General features: G+C 67.5%; 17 protein-coding genes. 6 read left to right on the top strand and 11 right to left on the bottom strand.

What is annotated here, in order from left to right; all coding sequences use genetic code 11:
• Nucleotides 1-4: 4 nt before the first annotated feature.
• From cheB to FZ983_RS01420, 4 genes are read right to left on the bottom strand one after another with little or no spacing between them, the layout of a single operon-like run.
• A complete protein-coding gene (gene cheB, locus FZ983_RS01405) occupies nucleotides 5-1,069 on the bottom strand; it encodes a chemotaxis-specific protein-glutamate methyltransferase CheB (protein WP_149221849.1) in 1,065 nt (354 codons plus the stop codon).
• Nucleotides 1,066-2,496 carry a chemotaxis protein CheW gene (locus FZ983_RS01410; RefSeq protein ID WP_149221850.1) on the bottom strand — a complete coding sequence of 477 codons (1,431 nt, stop codon included), beginning with the start codon at nucleotides 2,494-2,496 and terminating at the stop codon, nucleotides 1,066-1,068. Before FZ983_RS01410 ends, cheB begins: the two co-directional genes overlap by 4 nt.
• On the bottom strand, nucleotides 2,493-3,392 hold the full coding sequence (locus tag FZ983_RS01415; protein ID WP_149221851.1) for a protein-glutamate O-methyltransferase CheR: 900 nt from the start codon (nucleotides 3,390-3,392) through the stop codon (nucleotides 2,493-2,495). The genes FZ983_RS01410 and FZ983_RS01415 overlap by 4 nt, the downstream gene beginning before the upstream one ends.
• Nucleotides 3,389-4,600, bottom strand: a complete 1,212-nt coding sequence (locus tag FZ983_RS01420) for a methyl-accepting chemotaxis protein (RefSeq protein ID WP_149221852.1) — start codon at nucleotides 4,598-4,600, stop codon at nucleotides 3,389-3,391. The genes FZ983_RS01415 and FZ983_RS01420 overlap by 4 nt, the downstream gene beginning before the upstream one ends.
• A gap of 216 nt (nucleotides 4,601-4,816) precedes the next feature.
• On the opposite strand from FZ983_RS01420, the gene FZ983_RS01425 reads away from it, so the two are divergent.
• Nucleotides 4,817-6,811, top strand: a complete 1,995-nt coding sequence (locus FZ983_RS01425; protein ID WP_149221853.1) for a HAMP domain-containing methyl-accepting chemotaxis protein — start codon at nucleotides 4,817-4,819, stop codon at nucleotides 6,809-6,811.
• Nucleotides 6,812-7,057: 246 nt separating this feature from the next.
• A complete protein-coding gene (locus tag FZ983_RS01430) occupies nucleotides 7,058-7,297 on the top strand; it encodes a hypothetical protein (RefSeq protein ID WP_149221854.1) in 240 nt (79 codons plus the stop codon).
• A 21-nt stretch (nucleotides 7,298-7,318) separates the two neighbouring features.
• Here FZ983_RS01430 and FZ983_RS01435 read toward each other — a convergent pair whose 3' ends face one another.
• From FZ983_RS01435 to FZ983_RS01465, 7 genes are all read right to left on the bottom strand, one after another.
• The gene (locus FZ983_RS01435) at nucleotides 7,319-7,621 is read right to left on the bottom strand and encodes a DUF2934 domain-containing protein (RefSeq protein WP_149221855.1); all 303 of its coding nucleotides are present in this window, start codon (nucleotides 7,619-7,621) and stop codon (nucleotides 7,319-7,321) included.
• Nucleotides 7,622-7,735: 114 nt separating this feature from the next.
• Nucleotides 7,736-8,743, bottom strand: a complete 1,008-nt coding sequence (gene mltG / locus FZ983_RS01440) for an endolytic transglycosylase MltG (RefSeq protein ID WP_149221856.1) — start codon at nucleotides 8,741-8,743, stop codon at nucleotides 7,736-7,738.
• A gap of 49 nt (nucleotides 8,744-8,792) precedes the next feature.
• Nucleotides 8,793-10,055 carry a beta-ketoacyl-ACP synthase II gene (fabF, locus tag FZ983_RS01445; RefSeq protein ID WP_149221857.1) on the bottom strand — a complete coding sequence of 421 codons (1,263 nt, stop codon included), beginning with the start codon at nucleotides 10,053-10,055 and terminating at the stop codon, nucleotides 8,793-8,795.
• Between the two features lie 127 nt (nucleotides 10,056-10,182).
• Nucleotides 10,183-10,422 (bottom strand): acyl carrier protein, encoded by a 240-nt coding sequence (locus FZ983_RS01450; protein WP_014247969.1) that lies wholly within the window; start codon nucleotides 10,420-10,422, stop codon nucleotides 10,183-10,185.
• Between the two features lie 188 nt (nucleotides 10,423-10,610).
• Nucleotides 10,611-11,348: a 3-oxoacyl-[acyl-carrier-protein] reductase gene (gene fabG / locus FZ983_RS01455; RefSeq protein WP_149221858.1), complete on the bottom strand. Its 738-nt coding sequence runs from the start codon at nucleotides 11,346-11,348 to the stop codon at nucleotides 10,611-10,613.
• 39 nt (nucleotides 11,349-11,387) lie between these two features.
• Nucleotides 11,388-12,329: an ACP S-malonyltransferase gene (fabD, locus tag FZ983_RS01460; RefSeq protein WP_149221859.1), complete on the bottom strand. Its 942-nt coding sequence runs from the start codon at nucleotides 12,327-12,329 to the stop codon at nucleotides 11,388-11,390.
• 292 nt (nucleotides 12,330-12,621) lie between these two features.
• Nucleotides 12,622-13,608: an acyltransferase gene (locus tag FZ983_RS01465; protein WP_247883523.1), complete on the bottom strand. Its 987-nt coding sequence runs from the start codon at nucleotides 13,606-13,608 to the stop codon at nucleotides 12,622-12,624.
• A gap of 420 nt (nucleotides 13,609-14,028) precedes the next feature.
• On the opposite strand from FZ983_RS01465, the gene rpsF reads away from it, so the two are divergent.
• Genes rpsF through rplI form a run of 4 tightly spaced genes read left to right on the top strand, consistent with a single transcriptional unit; the run spans nucleotide 14,029 to nucleotide 16,311 of the window.
• Nucleotides 14,029-14,469 carry a 30S ribosomal protein S6 gene (gene rpsF / locus FZ983_RS01470; protein WP_149221861.1) on the top strand — a complete coding sequence of 147 codons (441 nt, stop codon included), beginning with the start codon at nucleotides 14,029-14,031 and terminating at the stop codon, nucleotides 14,467-14,469.
• Nucleotides 14,470-14,739 carry a 30S ribosomal protein S18 gene (gene rpsR / locus FZ983_RS01475; protein WP_012974291.1) on the top strand — a complete coding sequence of 90 codons (270 nt, stop codon included), beginning with the start codon at nucleotides 14,470-14,472 and terminating at the stop codon, nucleotides 14,737-14,739. It begins immediately after the preceding gene.
• A 49-nt stretch (nucleotides 14,740-14,788) separates the two neighbouring features.
• Nucleotides 14,789-15,748 carry a DUF2232 domain-containing protein gene (locus FZ983_RS01480; protein ID WP_149221862.1) on the top strand — a complete coding sequence of 320 codons (960 nt, stop codon included), beginning with the start codon at nucleotides 14,789-14,791 and terminating at the stop codon, nucleotides 15,746-15,748.
• Complete coding sequence (gene rplI, locus FZ983_RS01485) at nucleotides 15,748-16,311, top strand: 50S ribosomal protein L9 (protein ID WP_149221863.1); 564 nt, start codon at nucleotides 15,748-15,750, stop codon at nucleotides 16,309-16,311. The genes FZ983_RS01480 and rplI overlap by 1 nt, the downstream gene beginning before the upstream one ends.
• The last annotated feature ends 200 nt before the right edge of the window (nucleotides 16,312-16,511 follow it).

Here is a 16,511-nt window from a genome sequence, read left to right on the forward strand (position 1 = left end):
GAGATCAGGCGAATGTGAAGAGGGCGTTCAGCTTGCGGGCGATTCCCGCAACCGGCAACACCTCCGTGGCGACACCGGTGCGGATCGCCGCCCTCGGCATCCCATCGACGGCGCAGGTCGCGGGATCCTGGACCAGGACGGGAAAACGCCGCTCAGCGAAAGCGGCAGCCCCGGTGCTGCCATCTTCGCCCATGCCGGTCAGCACGACGGCGACAGGCGACTCCGCCGCCTCCGCGGCGCTGCGGAACAGCCGGTCGGCAGACGGATGGTAGATGGTCTCTGCGGGATCGGCGGCATGCAGGGAGAATCGGCCGGAGGGCAGACGGCGCACAATCCAGTCAGCGCCGCCGCGCAGGATGGTCACCGTGCCGGGGTCGAGGGCCGCTTTGTCGCCGCCCTCCACCACCGGCCGGCCAAGCGAGCGGGCGAGAAACACGGCGAAGCCCGCGGTGAAACTGGCCGGCATATGCTGCGCCACCACCAGCGGACAGGGCAGCGGCCCCAGCGTGCCCAGCAACTCCGCCAGCGCAACCGGTCCGCCGGTGGAGACGCCCACCACGATCAGATCGGGGCCATGCCCGCGGGCGACGAAGCGTGGCGCAGGCAAGTCCAGCACGGGCGTTGGCGGCAGGCCGGGGGCAATCTCTCCGGTCAGAGCCATGCGCCATCGGCCCCAATGGCGAACCTTCTCGGTCAGCTGGCGTTCGATGGACGCCATGTCGAAGGTGATGAAGGAGCTGTTCTTGCAAACGAAGTCCACCGCCCCGGTCTCCAGCGCCCGGATGGTGGCCGCCGCTCCCTCGGACGTCTCGTTGGAGACCATGATGCAGGGCGGCCCCTTCTCCGCCGCAATGGCCTGCACCGCTTCGATGCCGTCCATGATGGGCATGTTCAGGTCCATGGCGACAACGTGCGGTTTCAGCTTGCGCGACAGGCGCAATGCCTCGGCACCGTTGCGTGCCTCGCCGACGATCTCGATGTCGGAAGCCCGCTCCAGCATTTTGCGAAGCGCGATGCGCACGAAGTTGCTGTCGTCGACCACCAGCAGGCGGATACGCGGACCGGTCATGGCGCGGCGGTCCCGGCGGGAAGGGCTCCGGCTGCGGTGGAGACGGCGGAAGAGGCGGCGGAAGAGGCGGCGGTCAGCCCCTCCGGCCGCAGCACGGGAATCAGCGCATGGTCCAGACGGATGACGGCGGCGGTCAGGCGGTCGGACAGCGGATCGACGTCCTCCGCGGCGATCTTGCGGATGCGCTGGATCTCATCGGCGATCACCGCCACGGTGCCGCCATCGATCTCCACCAGGATCGCGATCCCGGGCGTGGCGGGTGCGGCGCCGACCGGTCCCTGCGACAGCAGCCGGCGCAGATCGAGCACCGGCAGGATGCGGCCGTCCACGTCGGTCAATCCGTCGAAGCTCTCCGCCCCCTGCGGCAGACGCAGGCGGTCCGAGGGTTCCACGACACGGCGCACCTTCTCGAACTCCAGCGCATAGACCCGCGCCTCGACCACGAGGGTCAGGAAGCGGCGGTAGAAGCGGCGCGGCAGGCGGCTTTCGGCCAGATCGTCGTCCGGATCGCCTCCCTCGGGGATGAAGCCGCCGATGTCGTCGAGATGATCGCCCAGCATGCGTGCCCCACTCCTCACGTCGAGCCAAGTTCCATCGTAATCCACCACCTGTGCCGGCGCACCGGCCTCCCCGGCGCGCATGCGGTCCAGCGGCACGCGCACCACCCCGCGCACGCCGTCCACCCGCACGCCGACGGGGCCACGGCGTGTTCGCAGCACGACGGTATAGCCGCCGGGACGGTCGCCCACCCCCAGCGGATCGGTGACCAGAACGGACCGCTTCGGCACCGGCGCCACCCCGCGGACGATGGCCGGCGCGTTGGGCAGAGGGCGCAGGCCGGCGAACGGGAAGACCAGCAGCAGATCGGCCATTTCCAATGCCTGCGGCCGCCCGGCGACCTCCACCATCAGCAGGCGGACGCCGGCCCGCTCGCGCGATGGGTCCGGCGGCTCCGCCGCGGCACCGGTCAGCGCGTCGGCATCGAACAGCCCGGCATGGACGGCACCCCACCCCAATTCCATCCGGTCCGGGTCGAGCAGGCGCAGCGAGCGGTCGCCATGGCGCAGGCGGCAGGCAACCGGCGTCCCGCCATCCTCCGGCTCCGCCCCGGCAAGCGTCACCCGCTCCGCCGGCAGGGTGCCGCCGATCCGGCCGGCACGCAGGGCCAGCAGCCCGGCACCGGCACGCAGGACGATCAGCAGCCCGCCCCGCCGGCCGCCGGCCCAAGCCAGCCCGAGCGCCCCATAGCCGGTGACGTCCAGAACCGGGAGGATGCGGCCGCCGACGGTCGCCAGTCCTTCCACCTGCGGCGGGGCGAAGGGCAGCCGGGTGGCGCGGGTCGATTCGGCAACCTCCTCCACCCGGTCGGCCGGAACGGCGAAGGGAATGCCGGCGATGTCGAAGGTCAGGAAGCCATGGGCGGTCATGGCGCGATCTCCCGCCGCCGGTAGGCGAGCGCACGGTCGCCGCGGTGACGCTCGAACCGGCAATCTTCTCCCATCCGGTCGGTGGTGCCCAGCACCAGCCAGCCGCCCGGCGCCACTGCCCCGGTCAGCAGGGTCAGCGCCCGGTCGCGGCTGTCGTCGTCGAAATAGATCATGACGTTGCGGCAGGACACGAGGTCGAAGCCTCCCTCCGGCACACTGTCCGGCAGCCCCGCATCCATGAGGTTGTGACGGGCGAAGCGGACGATGCGGCGGGCATCGGCACGCACCCGGCGGTGCAGCGGCGCCTCGCTCCCCAGCGGAACGAACCAGCACTCATAACCGTCCGGCATCTCGCGGAACGGTCCAAGCCCCTCCCCGCCATAGCAGGCGTTGGCGGCCTGCCGCACGGCGATGCGGCTGAGATCGGTCCCCAACACCTGCACCTCCCAATCGGTTTCCAGGCCATGGCCGGTCCGGCGCGCCTCTCCGGCGTCGGCCAGCGCCTCCAGCGTCACGATGGCGAGGCTGTAGGCCTCCTCCCCGGTGGCACAGCCGGCGCTCCACAGCCGCAGGCTCCGCGCGGCGCGGCGGTCGGCGATCAGCCGGGGGAGCAGATGGCCACGCAGATGGGCGTGGTGCGGCAGGTCGCGGAAGAAATAGGTCTCATGGATCGTCAGGTTCTCGATCAGGCTGAGCCAGTCCGGACTGTCGGCCGGCGCCCGCTCGATTTGCGCCACCCACTCCTCCAGCACCGGCAGGGGCATCGCCGCAAGGATGCGCGCCAGCTTTCGTTCCAGGGGGCGGTCGTGGCGGATGCCCGCTTTGCGCCGGACATCGTCCAACAACCGCCGCGCCAGGGCGTCGAGCGGGCTGAAAGGGGTCCTGCCTTCGCTCACGGCGCCCGGAAGCGTTCGGCCAGCCGCCGCGTGTCGTCGGCCAGCCGGGAGAGGTGGACCATTGTCGCGGTGATCTCCTCCGAAGCGGCGGCATTCTTTGACGCAACGGTGCGTATGTTGCCGACGTTCGATTCGATCTCGACGATGTGGTCCTGCTGATGGGCCATGGCGGCTGCGACTGATTGCACCATTCGGTCGATCTGGGCCACGCGCTCGGCGATGCCGTCCATCATCTGAACCACCTCGGCCGTGGCGGCCATCCCCTCTTCCGCCATCGCCGCGGCGGCCTCGACGATCTCGGCGATCTGGCGGGCACTCTCCACCGCGTTGTCGGCGAGCTTGCCGACCTCCTCGGCGACGACCTCGAAGCCCTTGCCCTGCTCGCCGGCGCGGGCGGCTTCGATGGAGGCGTTGACGGACAGGATGTTGGTCTTCACCGCGATCTGGGTGATCGCCTCGGTGATGCGGCCGATCCGGCGGCTGTTGTCGCCGATGGTCTGGGACACCCGGACGAGCCGCGCCATCTCCGCCTTGCCCTTGTCGGCGAAACCTGCGGTGACGCGCACCATGTCGGAGGCGGCGCGCGTGCTGTCCGTCACCTCCGCGATGGCGCGAACGGACCGGCCTACGGCGTTCGCCACCCGGTCGAGATCCTCGGTCTGGATCGAGGCGCCATCGGCGACCTGGGACACTGCCGTGCTGGCTTGGCCCGCAGCGACGGCGACCTGGGCCGCCTGCTGGCCGATGCGCAGGAAGGAGTTGCGGGCATCCTCCACCAACGCCGCCATCTCGGCATAGCGGCCGGGCAGCGCCGGCAAGGGATGATGGCCCTCATCCGGCTCGCGGGTCAGGTGGCGAAGCGCGGCGTGCAGCGCGTTCTGAGCCGACAAGGTGCGGGCCAGGGAGGCAGCGATTGCGCCGGTCTCGTCCCCGCGGCGCGGTGGTGCGGGAGCATCGTCCACGGCACCTTCTGCAAGTCGGGTGGCGGCATCCTGCAGCCGGGCCATCGCGTCCGACAGGTCGAGCGCCAGCACCAGCGCGATCACCAGCGCCAGGGCCAGCGCACCGCCCGTCGCCAGCCACAAGGATTGCGGCGCGATGTCCGGGACCAGGCGGGGCAGCAACAAGGGCAGAAACGCCGCGGCGCAAGGCAACAGGACGGCGATGCCGAACCGGGGAAGAACTCGCAGGCTGGCCGGAAAGGACATTGCGGTAACGGCTCCTCACGATCGACCACGGGCGCCCCGCGACAACTCGCGGACGACGCAGGCCACCCTTATGACTTGCCGGATGCACCCCAACCGAAGCAAGGTGATTCCAGTGGGTGGTGTCGGATGCCGCATGCCTCGGTTCCGGTCTCCCGTCCCCGTCCCCCGCTCAACCCGGCTCCGCCGCCACGCGGCCCTGAATGGACCTCCACCGGCATGTCGATCGCCACACGCATCGCCCTGGGTTTCGCCACCGTCCTGCTGCTGACCCTTGCCGTCGCCGTCGCCGGATGGAGCGGGCTGAACACCTACGCCACGCAGGTGGAGATCGCCGCCCGCACCTCCCGTCTCGACACGCTGCTGCTCAGCGCCCGGCAGGAGGAGGCACGCTATCTGATCGACGTCGATCCCTCCGCCAGCCGGCGGGTACGCCAACTGACCGAGCAGTTGAAGACCGAAGCCGAGGCCCTGCTGGCTTTGCCCGGCCATGCCGTCGCCCCCGACGCACTGCAGGAAGTGCTGGCGAAACTGGCAGCCTACCGGAAGTCCTTCGACGAGGTGGTCCAGTTGGAGGTCGAACGCTTCGCCAGCCTGGCGAAGCTCCGCAAGCAGACTTCAGCCCTCCTGGTGGTGGCGCAGACGCTGACGCACGAGCAATCGGCCCGCTATGCCGACGCACTGACACGGCTGAAGGCCGATCCCGGCGATGGAACCGCTCTGCGGACGCTGGAGTCCTCCGCCCTGCTGACCACCATCGCCGGGCGGCTGATCCAGGACACCCGCGGCGCCCTGCTGGACGTGCAGCAATATCTGATCGAGCAGGGCGGGTCCGGCCGCAATTCGCCCAACGCCGCCATCGACCGGCTTCTGGCCATCATCGGAGATGTCCAGAGGGCCTCCAGCGACCCAGAAATCCTGCGCGAGACGGAGAAATTGACCGCCGCCGTAATGGGCGTCGAAACGGAATTCCTGCTGGTCGCGGACATCGTGGTTCGGCGCAGCGCCGCCCGCGTGGCAATGCGCGATGCCGCCGCAACCGTCAGCGAACAGGTCGCACAGTTGGTCCACGCCCAGACCGCGGAACGGGAAGCCGGCCGGTCGCGTGCCGTGCTGCTTCTGTGGAGCGGCGCATTGGGCGCGCTGGCCGCCGGAGCGGTGCTGTCGATTCTGATCGCCCGCAGCCTGACCGGCCCGATCGCCGACACGACGGCAGCGGTCCAGCGACTTTCCGAAGGCGACCTGATGGTCGCGGTGCCCAACACCGGCCGGCGCGACGAATTGGGCTCCATCGGCCGCGCCGTCGCCACCGTCATCAAGGTGCTGCATGGGCTGCATGGGGAAATGCACCGGTTGTCCGGCAAGCCGGTGGATGCCCCCGCAACAGGGAGCACTCCGGCTTTCCAGGGCGCCTATGGCGAGATGGTGGCGCTGCTGCAGGAAACCGGTGCCGCCTTCCGCGCCATCGGGGAACAGGCGACCCAGGTCGCCGTCGCCGCGGGCCAAGCCAGCACGGCCATCGCCCATGTCTCCGACGGCGCATCGGAGCAGACCGACGACCTCGACCATGTGGTGACAGCGGTCGGTCAATCGGCCCGCGCCATCGCCCATGTCTCCGACAGCACCCGCGACGCCTCCGACATGGTGAAGGACGCCTCGGATTTCGCCGACCGCGGCCGGGAGGACATGGCACGCCTGCTGCGCGTGTCGCAGACCATCGCGGAGAACAGCCGCCGGATCGGCCGCATCACCGAGGCGATCACCCAGATCGCGGTTAAGACCAACATCCTGTCGGTCAACGCCTCCATCGAGGCCGCCCGCGCCGGCGAACAGGGCAAAGGCTTCGAAGTGGTCGCCGAGGAGGTCGGCAAGCTCGCCGACAATGCGGTGGAGAGCGCCCGCCAGATCGCCGAGATCATCGAAGCCGCGGCGGCTTTGGCCGAAGAGGGCAAGGCCGTCACCGAGCAGGCGCGACGCCGCATGGACGGGCTGGCCGAGCGGGTGGACCGCATCGACGGTGCCTTCCAGTCGGTCGCCGTGGCAATGGAGGAGCAGCAGGCGTCAGTGCGCGAGATCGAACGGTCGGTGGAAAGCGTTCGAACCGTCGCCTCGAAGAACGCCGCGGCGTCGGAGGAGATCGCCGCCACCATGGTCCATCTATCGCGGCTCGCCGACGAGACGCGGCGTCAGGTCTCGCGCTTCCAGGCAAACTGAAGCCGGCGTTTCGCGCGGTTGCTTCACATGGCATAGATGCGGCGGCCACGGATCTTGGGGCAGGCCGCAGGAAACGCGCAACCGCACAAATATCCAAAGTGGTAATTCTTAATCCCCCCGGCGGAGATATCCGGCATTTAAAGTTCTTTTAACCCTATTCCGCGCCTAATCCACACGCGGGAACGCTTGGTCCCGAGAAGACACTCACCCGAACATTAGACCCACACGATACCAAGGGAGCTACCCATGCCCGCACAGATGGTCGCCGATGAAGTCCGCATGGCCAGCCGCATCCACGCGCGCCTTCTGGACGCCTTCATCGACTTGACGGAGCGGGAACTGGCCGGCGTCGCTCCGGGCTTTGCCGAAGAAAGCCTGATGGAAGCGCTGGAAGCGCTGCGCGCCGCCCGCAAGTCCTATGGTTCGACCGCGGGGGTTATGGTCGTCTCGAACCTGCAACTGCCGCAGGCCTCCAACGCCGCCTAACGCGGCGTTGGCGATGTCCGATCAGGCCGTTACTGTCTTGCGGACCCGTGGCTTGCGCGCCTTGGGGGACTCGGCCGCCACGGCTTCCGGCTCGACGCCGTTCTGATCGGCTGTCTTGACGGCCTTCGGCCTGGCATTCGTCGTCTTGCGCGGCGCCTTTACGACCGCCACCACCGAGGAGCGGTCAGGAATGGCTGCCGCTTCCGCCAGGATCGCACGCTCGGCCTGAAACCAGTGCTCGGCATCGCGCCCTTCCGGACAGCCCTCGTTCAGCCAGATCGCATAGGCGCGGTCACGGATGCGCTGCTCGACATCCACGGTCATCACATCTCCCCAGGGAATGTTGGTCAGGTCTGCTGCAATGCAAAGACTGCCGAAATTGTGGGGAGGGTGCAACCAAGCGGATGGTTATCGGCCCTCCGTCCCGGCCATTGACCGTCATTCCGATGACGTTTCGCCGAGCTCGGGTTGCCTGTTCTGCTGAATCTCGCGCCACTTGGCGACATTGCGGTTGTGGTCCGGAAGCGACTTGGCAAAGACATGGCCGCCGGTGCCGTCGGCAACGAAATACAGGAATTCGTGCCGTTCCGGCTTCATCACCGCTTGCAGCGAGGCCTTGCCCGGATTGGCGATGGGGCCCGGCGGCAACCCGGTGATCTGATAGGTGTTGTAGGGCGACTCGAGCTTCCAGTCGTTGCGGGTCAATGCCCGCCCAAGTTCACCGCTGCCATCGGTCAAGGCGTAGATCACCGTGGGATCGGACTGCAGCTTCATGCCGGATTCGAGCCGGTTGACGAAAACGCCCGCCACCCTGGGCCGTTCCGCCGCGACGCCGGTCTCCTTCTCGACGATGGACGCCAGCGTCAGCGCCTGCTGCGGAGTCTCATAGGGAAGGTTCGGCTCCCGGTTCTTCCACGCTTCCGCCAGGGCCTGAGTCATCGCCGTCTGCATGCGCTCTATCAATGCAGGGCGGCTGTCGCCATAGGCGAAGTGGTAGGTCTCCGGAAGGAGGGACCCTTCCTTCGGCGGCTTCGCGATCCCGCCGGTCAACACCGTCTCGCGTTCAAGCAGCGCCACCACCTGGGCGGAGGTCAGGCCTTCCGGCACGGTAATGCGGCGCACCACGGTGCGGCCCTGGCGCATCTGCTCCAATACGCCTTCGATGCTGATTCCGGCGGGGAATTGGTACTCGCCGGCCTTCAACTCACGGAAGGTTCCGGTCAGCTTGGCCGCTGCGGCAAACACCAGAGGCGACCCGATCACGCCGGAGTCGCCCAGCGTGATGGCAATGGCCTCCAACCCGCTGCCGCGGGGGATGACGACCGTCTCGGCTTGTTCAAGCGGGCCGGGAGCCGTGTAGCGCTGGAACCCCCAGACGCCCACCCCGCCCGCCGCAGCGGCTGCGAGGGCCAGCGTCCCCGCGAACAATCGGAGACCCCAGCCCATCGCTCACCTCATGAAGGCCGTGAATCGCAACGCCGGTGCGGGGCTTCGCTTACGCGAATTCCTTGAACACCAGCGAGGCGTTGGTGCCGCCGAACCCGAAGGAGTTCGACAGGGCGGCGCGGACACGGCGCTCCTGCGCCACCTTGGGCACCAGATTCACGCCCATGCAGCTTTCCGAGGGATTCTCGAGATTCAGCGTGGGCGGAACGATGCCGTGGTTGATCGCCTTGATCGAGTAGATCGCCTCGACCGCACCGGCGGCGCCCAGCAGGTGGCCGATGGCCGACTTGGTGGACGACATCGCCAGATTGTCCATGGCATCGCCGAACAGACGCTTCACAGCGCCAAGCTCGATCTCGTCGCCGAGCGGCGTCGAGGTGCCATGGGCGTTGACGTAATCAACCTCGGACGGGTTCATCCCGGCACGCTTCAGCGCGGCCTTCATGGCGCGGAAACCGCCGTTGCCGTCTTCCGCCGGAGCCGAGATGTGGTGGGCATCGCCCGACATGCCGTAGCCGACGACCTCGGCATAGATGGTGGCGCCGCGCTTCTTGGCGTGCTCCAACTCTTCCAGCACGACGACACCGGCACCCTCGCCGATAACGAAGCCGTCACGATCCTTGTCATAGGGCCGCGAGGCCTTTTCGGGCGTGTCGTTGAAGCTGGTGGACAGGGCGCGCATGGCGGCGAAGCCGCCGACTCCGAGACGGCTGACCGCCGCCTCCGTACCGCCGGCGACCATGACGTCGGCATCGTCCCACATGATCAAACGGGCGGCGTCGCCAATGGCGTGCGCGCCGGTCGAGCAGGCGGTGACGACCGCGTGGTTGGGGCCCTTGAAGCCGTGCTGGATTGAAATGTGGCCGGAGGCCAGATTGATCAGGCAGGCCGGGATGAAAAAGGGCGACAGGCGGCGCGGACCCTTTTCTGCCAGGGTCACGGCGCCATCGGCGATGCCCGGAAGGCCGCCGATGCCGGAACCGACCATGACGCCGGTCCGTTCGCGCTCTTCATCGGTCTGGGGAACCCAGCCGGAATCCTTGATTGCTTCCTGTGCCGCGGCGATGGCGAAGATGATGAAGTCATCCATCTTGCGCTGATCCTTCGGCGGAACGAAGGCGTCGGCGTTGAACTCGCCCTCACCCGTTCCGCGCGGGAGCTGCCCGGCGACCTTGGAGGCCAGGTCCGAAGCGTCGAACCCCGTGATGCCGCGGATTCCCGACTGCCCGGAAATCAGCCGCTCCCAGTTCAGCGTGTGGCCGACGCCGAGCGGCGTGACCATACCGAGGCCGGTGACGACGACACGTCTCATGAGGCTGTTCCTTGACCTTTCCTCGAAATAACTGTCGACGAACAAGTCGTCGACGGCCAGGCCCCGCGTTGCGGATGAAGCAGGTGCGGTTTGCCTGGCCCTCGGGGGCTCAATGCCCGCGGCCCGATCAGGCGGCGGCGTTGGCCTTGATGAAGTCGATGGCGTCCTTCACCGACAGGATCTTCTCCGCGGCGTCGTCCGGGATCTCGACACCGAACTCCTCCTCGAAGGCCATGACCAGCTCGACGGTGTCGAGGCTGTCGGCGCCCAGATCGTCGATGAAGGAGGCGTTCTCCACCACCTTCGACTCCTCGACACCCAGGTGGTCCACAACGATCTTCTTCACGCGCTCGGCGATGTCGCTCATCTTTTAAGACCTTCCAATCCTTGAAACCGCTCGGGATAATCCGGTCGGAGCAACACGCGAAGAACGTGCCGTCCTGCCGCGAAAAGCCCCGTCCGATAACACATTTCAGCAGCCTTGACCAGCACCCGCGAGGGAGCCGGGTTGGCGCCGTTCTTCACACGTGGCGATGCCGCCCCGTCCGATCCTCATCAGATCATGGCCATGCCGCCGTTGATGTGCAGCGTCTGGCCGGTGACGTAGGCGGCCTCCTCGCTCGCGAGGTACACGACCCCGGCGGCGATCTCTTCCGGCTGGCCCATGCGGCCGGCCGGAATGGCGGGGAGCAGCTTCTGCTTCTGCTCGTCGTTCAGGGCGTCGGTCATGGCCGTGGCGATGAAGCCCGGCGCGACGCAGTTGACGGTGATGTTGCGCGAGGCCAGTTCGGCCGCCAGCGATTTCGACATGCCGATCAAGCCGGCCTTCGACGCGGCGTAGTTGGCCTGGCCCGGATTACCGGTGACGCCGACAACCGACGTGATGTTGACGATGCGGCCCCAGCGGCGCTTCATCATGCCGCGCATGGCAGCCCGCGACAGGCGGAAGGCCGCCGTCAGGTTCACGTCGATCACCGACTGCCAATCCTCGTCCTTCATCCGCATCGCGATCTGGTCGCGGGTCAGGCCGGCATTGTTGACGAGAATGTCGATCTTGCCCAGCGCCGCCTCGGCGTCCTTGAACAGCTGCTCGGTCGCCGCGGCGTCGGCGAGGTTGCCGGGCACGACGAAGGCGCGCTCGCCCAACTCGGCGGCCAGCGCCTCCAGCGGGGCGACACGGGTGCCGGACAGCGCGACGGCAGCACCCCGGGCGTACAGGGCGCGGGCGATCGACGCGCCGATGCCGCCGGAAGCGCCGGTGACGAGAGCCGACTTGCCGGTCAGGTCAAACATGGATGGCCTCACGAGGCTGATGTATCAGGGATCTGAAGGTCACAGGGTCTTCAGGAACGACTCGACATCGGCCGGCGTGCCGACCGACACCGCCGCCAGATCCTTGTCGATGCGCTTGGTCAGTCCGGCGAGCACCTTGCCCGACCCGACTTCGACCAGCCGTTCGACACCCTGTTCCTTCATGGAGAGAACGCACTCGCGCCAGCGGACCATGCCGGTCACCTGCTCCACCAGCAGACGGCGGATGGCGTTCGGGTCCGACACGGCCGATGCGGTGACATTGGCGATGACCGGAACGACCGGCGCGGAAATGGTGACGTTCGCCAGTGCCTCCGCCATCGCATCGGCGGCAGGCTGCATCAGCGAGCAATGGAAGGGAGCCGACACCGGCAGCCGGACCGAACGCTTCAGCCCGCGTTCGGCAGCCAGCACGATGGCGCGGTCGATGGCATCGGCGCTGCCGGAGATCACCACCTGCCCGACCGAATTGTCGTTGGCGATGCTGCACACCTCGCCCTGGGCGGCGTCGGCGGCGATCGCCTGTGCCTGGTCCAGATCGGCCCCCAGCAGGGCAGCCATGGCACCCTTGCCGACCGGCACCGCCTTCTGCATCGCCTGACCGCGCAGCTTCAGCAGGCGCGCGGTGTCGGCCAACGTAAAGGCGCCGGCGGCGCAGAGCGCGGAATATTCGCCCAGCGAGTGGCCCGCGACGAAGGCGGCATGCTTCGACAGGTCGACCCCGCCCTCGCTCGCCAGGACCCGCATCACCGCGACGCTGACCGCCATCAGGGCCGGCTGCGCGTTCTCGGTCAAGGTCAGGTCGGCCTCGGGGCCTTCGGCCATCAGGCGCGACAGCCGCTGGTTCAGCGCGTCGTCCACCTCTTCAAAAGTGAGACGAGCGACTTCGAACGCCTCGGCGAGTTCGCGGCCCATGCCGACGGCCTGGCTGCCCTGCCCCGGAAAGACGAACGCCCTGGTCATGCTTCGGTGAAACCCTGGATGAAAGCGCCCCGCCCCTGCGGCGGCACCATGGATTGGGCGACAGTCATACCCTCACTTTTTAGCAAGTCAAGCGACGCGCGATGACCAAAGCGCCAATGGCACGATAAAACGCTGCGTAATAAGGCAGAACGCCCACGAAAAACCGCCGGGTGGACGGGGTTGTTCGCGGGCGTTGCCCGCCGGGTCTTGCGCTGTTTCCTGCGCCGCAAACAAAGCGCACAAATCAAGGGCGGATCACGGGGAGATCAGGGGGCGGATCGGGGACGGACGGTCAGGCTTTGCCGACCAGCGCCACCCGGGTCCAGGGCCTCACCTGGGCCAGCGCCTCCAACACCATCGGCCCGACCAGCCCGGAGATCAGCGCAACGCAGAAGATCACCCCGTCCCCGGCATCCATGCGGTGCAGCAACACGCGGGCCCCGGCGGCGAACATCGCGTGATGCAGATAGATTGCGTAGGAAGACGCCCCCACCATGCGGAAGACCCGGCTCGACGGCATTGCATGGAGAAGGGTCACCGCTCCGCCCATGCCGCACAGCAGGGCAACGCTGCTGTTCCAGCCAAAATGGGGCAGATACCCCCAGAGCGAGGACTGGTGCAGCGCAACCCCCACCCCCAGCGCCATCCCGGCGCCACCCAGAAGCACATTGCGCGGCACCAGCGCACGAAAGCGGGTCACCCCGACACCCAGAAGGAAATGAGGCAACAGGAAGAAGGCCTCGTTCACCGACAGGACATTCGAGTCGAAATGCACGGTCAGGCAGGCGATCACCGCCAGCGCCAGCGCCAGCGCAAATCTGCCCGGCCGATCCATCAGGTTCGCCGCATCGAGAAGGGCCACCGCGGAGAAGATCAGGAACAGCGCCTGCAGGTACCAGAAATGGGCATAGGGGAAGACGTAGATCCGCCACATCGAATCGGGGACATAGGTCCCGTTGGCACCGGGTGCGTGAGTCTGCAGGAAATAGAAGAGAGCGGACACCACCAGGAACGGGAAGCCCAACCGGCGCAGCTTCTTGAGGAAGAAGGTCGTCAGCTGCTCGATCCGGGCGGGGTTCAGGGCATAGACCAGCCCGGAGATGAAGGTGAAGAGCGGCATGCGAATCAGCTCGAAGCTGTCGGTGGCGTATCGGTAGATCGATCCGTCCGCCACCTGCATGCCCGCCCCGGGAATGCCGACAACATGGTAGGCGACCAGCAGGATGCAGGCGAGCCCCCGCAACTCCACCACATGATACGGTAACAGGTTCTTGCGCATGGCTACTCCGGACACCGGGCTATCGTCGCCGCCTGGGGGCCGAACGGCCCGGATGTACCGGACCGCAAGCTCCGCCTTGAGCGACCTGCGGAACATGGCGCCTGCGCAGGTCGATTGCACTTCGGTCAAATGCGCTGAAGATATCCCGCGCGATATCCACTGTTGCACCGGGCCTACCTAGCGCACGGCCGGAGCGACGCGCCCGGGCTCATCCGGCCGGTTCCCTACCAAGGCGATGGATTTTCCGAAGGTAGGAGCGCGAGCGGCCGGATTTTCTCTTGCTACCACCGCCGGCCTGTGCATACTGCGCCGCTTCATAACTCCTTGCCGGCGGTCCGCCGTCGGCTAGGCCCGGGCGGCTGATCCGATCCATGAGGGATGGGGCGCAGCGCCGGACCATGAACAGCCATGGGGAGTGCAATGGCACTTTACGAGTGCGTGCTGATCGCGCGCCAAGACATTTCGGCCGCCCAGGCCGAGCAGCTCTCTGAGCAGTTCGCCCAGATCGTCCGCGACAACGGCGGCACGATCGCCAAGAGCGAATACTGGGGTCTGAAGACCCTCACCTACAAGATCAAGAAGAACCGCAAGGGTCACTACACCCTCTTCAACATCGACGCGCCGGCCGCCGCCGTCGCCGAGATGGAGCGGAACATGAGCATCAGCGAAGACGTGCTGCGCTTCATGACCGTGCGTGTCGACGCCCTCGATGCCAACCCGTCGGCGATGATGCAGAGCCGCAACGAGCGTGGTGAGCGCGGCGACCGTGGCGACCGTGGCCCGCGTCGCTTCGACGACCGTGGCCCGCGTCCGCCGCGCCGCCAGGAAAACGTTGCCGCCGTCGAAGGGGAGACCGCGTAAATGTCCGACAAGCAGACCACGGGCGCTCCCGCCCGCACCGGCGGCGCCCGCCGCCCGTTCTTCCGCCGCCGCAAGACCTGCCCGTTCTCGGGTGCGAACGCTCCGGCGATCGACTACAAGGACGTCAAGCTGCTGTCCCGCTTCATCTCCGAGCGCGGGAAGATCGTCCCGAGCCGCATCACCGCGGTCTCGACGAAGAAGCAGCGCGAACTGGCCCGCGCCATCAAGCGCGCCCGTTTCCTGGCCCTTCTCCCCTACGTGGTGAAGTAAGCCCGGAAAAGGGCCGATAGGTTTCGGTGAAGGCAGTCAAGGGGTTTCCATGGCCTTGGGTCCGGCCGGTCCGCTGGTGGTCGCCGTCGGCGGCGGTCTGATAAGCGCGTTCTTCTACCTGTCCGTAATGTTCGGCGGGATGGGAGCGCTGATCCTGGGCTATCTGGCCCCCCTGCCCCTGTTCCTCACGGGACTGTGGCTGGGGGTGCCCGCGGTGACGGTGGCCGGCCTGGCCGGCGCCGCCGCGGTGATGCTGGGCACCTCCGGCAGCATGCTGGTGGCGCTGTCTTACTTGGTGACCGGGGCCGCCCCGGCGATCCTGGTGGTGAGGCAGTCGCTTCTGGCGCGCTCCCGAGAGGACGGAACTCTGGAATGGTATCCGCCCGGGCGGGTCCTGATGGGCCTGACCGGGATGGGCGTGGCGGCGCTGCTCGCCGCGGTGATCCTGACGCTCGGACAGCCCGGTGGGCTGGAGGGGCTGATGCGGCAGACACTGGCTCGAGTCGTGGAGCCGGCGTTTCGCATGCAGGGCCAGCAGGCTCCGGATCCCGAGGCATTCTGGGTAGCGGCCGTCCTGCCGGGACTGGTGGCGGTGTCATGGCTTGTCATGACGATCGTCAACGCGGTGCTGGCGCAGGGGGCGCTGATGCGGTTCGGCCGCAACCGGCGCCCTGCCATGCGTCTGGCCGAGTTGGAGTTGCCCAACTGGCTGGCGCCGCTGTTCGCGGTGTCGGTCGCGGCAGCTTCGGTCGTGCCGGGAACCATTGGGTTCCTGGCGGTCAATCTGGCGCTGATCCTGGCGGTTCCTTTCGCCTTCGCCGGGCTTTCGGTGGTTCATGTATTCGCCAGCAGCCGATCGGCACGCACGCTGATCCTGGTTGGCTTCTACATGATGCTGTTTCTCTTCGGGTGGCCGATCCTGCTTTTGGTCGGCCTGGGCATGATCGAGCAATGGATCGGGCTGCGCCGCCGGTTTTCCCCCGCGGCCCCCGGTCAGGAGGACGAGTGATGGAAGTTATTCTGCTGGAGCGGGTCGAGAAGCTCGGCCAGATGGGCCAGGTCGTCAATGTGCGTCCCGGCTTCGCCCGCAACTATCTGCTGCCGCAGCGGAAGGCCATGCGCGCCACTAAGGCGAACCTGGCCGTCTTCGAGAAGCAGAAGGCCCACCTTGAGGCCGTGAACCTCGAGCGCCGCAAGGACGCCGAGCATGTCGCGACCAAGATGGACAACGTGACGGTCGTCGTGATCCGTCAGGCTGCCGAAACCGGCGTCCTGTATGGCTCCGTGACCACCCGTGACGTCTCCGACGCGCTGACCGCCGCCGGCTACAAGACCGACCGCAAGCAGGTCCAGATCGATACCCCGATCAAGACCCTGGGTCTGTTCAAGCTGCGCGTCGTCCTGCATCCGGAAGTGTCGATCACGGTCACGGTCAACGTCGCCCGTTCGGCCGAAGAGGCCGAGTTGCAGGCCCAGCGCGGCGGCATGATCACCGCCGCCGACCTGCGCGACGACGAGGACGAAGAAGAGACCTTCGTCGAAGAGGCCGCGACCGAGGAAGAGGAGGGCTGATAGCCCTTCTGCCGTCGGCGGACCGGATCAAGGTCTGGAGCCGCTGCGGCACCGTCGAATCGCTCGTCCGGAAGCCGCCCGCCCCAACAGGGGCCGGGCGGCTTTCCGCATTCCGGAGCAGCCTCTCCACTGAAGCGATATTCCGGCCGGCACGCATTCATCCGCAATGCCCGTTTTGGGTAGCAGTCCTGACCGATTGA

The organism is Azospirillum sp. B21, from assembly GCF_008364825.1.
In the GTDB taxonomy this organism is placed as follows: domain Bacteria; phylum Pseudomonadota; class Alphaproteobacteria; order Azospirillales; family Azospirillaceae; genus Azospirillum.

What these genes read in the sequence shown, in the direction of transcription:
- cheB (WP_149221849.1), bottom strand. Translation starts at nt 1,069, where the DNA reads ATGACCGGTCCGCGTATCCGCCTGCTGGTGGTCGACGACAGCAACTTC.
- FZ983_RS01410 (WP_149221850.1), bottom strand. Translation starts at nt 2,496, where the DNA reads ATGACCGCCCATGGCTTCCTGACCTTCGACATCGCCGGCATTCCCTTC.
- FZ983_RS01420 (WP_149221852.1), bottom strand. Translation starts at nt 4,600, where the DNA reads ATGTCCTTTCCGGCCAGCCTGCGAGTTCTTCCCCGGTTCGGCATCGCC.
- FZ983_RS01425 (WP_149221853.1), top strand. Translation starts at nt 4,817, where the DNA reads ATGTCGATCGCCACACGCATCGCCCTGGGTTTCGCCACCGTCCTGCTG.
- FZ983_RS01430 (WP_149221854.1), top strand. Translation starts at nt 7,058, where the DNA reads ATGCCCGCACAGATGGTCGCCGATGAAGTCCGCATGGCCAGCCGCATC.
- FZ983_RS01435 (WP_149221855.1), bottom strand. Translation starts at nt 7,621, where the DNA reads ATGACCGTGGATGTCGAGCAGCGCATCCGTGACCGCGCCTATGCGATC.
- mltG (WP_149221856.1), bottom strand. Translation starts at nt 8,743, where the DNA reads ATGGGCTGGGGTCTCCGATTGTTCGCGGGGACGCTGGCCCTCGCAGCC.
- fabF (WP_149221857.1), bottom strand. Translation starts at nt 10,055, where the DNA reads ATGAGACGTGTCGTCGTCACCGGCCTCGGTATGGTCACGCCGCTCGGC.
- FZ983_RS01450 (WP_014247969.1), bottom strand. Translation starts at nt 10,422, where the DNA reads ATGAGCGACATCGCCGAGCGCGTGAAGAAGATCGTTGTGGACCACCTG.
- fabG (WP_149221858.1), bottom strand. Translation starts at nt 11,348, where the DNA reads ATGTTTGACCTGACCGGCAAGTCGGCTCTCGTCACCGGCGCTTCCGGC.
- fabD (WP_149221859.1), bottom strand. Translation starts at nt 12,329, where the DNA reads ATGACCAGGGCGTTCGTCTTTCCGGGGCAGGGCAGCCAGGCCGTCGGC.
- FZ983_RS01465 (WP_247883523.1), bottom strand. Translation starts at nt 13,608, where the DNA reads ATGCGCAAGAACCTGTTACCGTATCATGTGGTGGAGTTGCGGGGGCTC.
- rpsF (WP_149221861.1), top strand. Translation starts at nt 14,029, where the DNA reads ATGGCACTTTACGAGTGCGTGCTGATCGCGCGCCAAGACATTTCGGCC.
- rpsR (WP_012974291.1), top strand. Translation starts at nt 14,470, where the DNA reads ATGTCCGACAAGCAGACCACGGGCGCTCCCGCCCGCACCGGCGGCGCC.
- FZ983_RS01480 (WP_149221862.1), top strand. Translation starts at nt 14,789, where the DNA reads ATGGCCTTGGGTCCGGCCGGTCCGCTGGTGGTCGCCGTCGGCGGCGGT.
- rplI (WP_149221863.1), top strand. Translation starts at nt 15,748, where the DNA reads ATGGAAGTTATTCTGCTGGAGCGGGTCGAGAAGCTCGGCCAGATGGGC.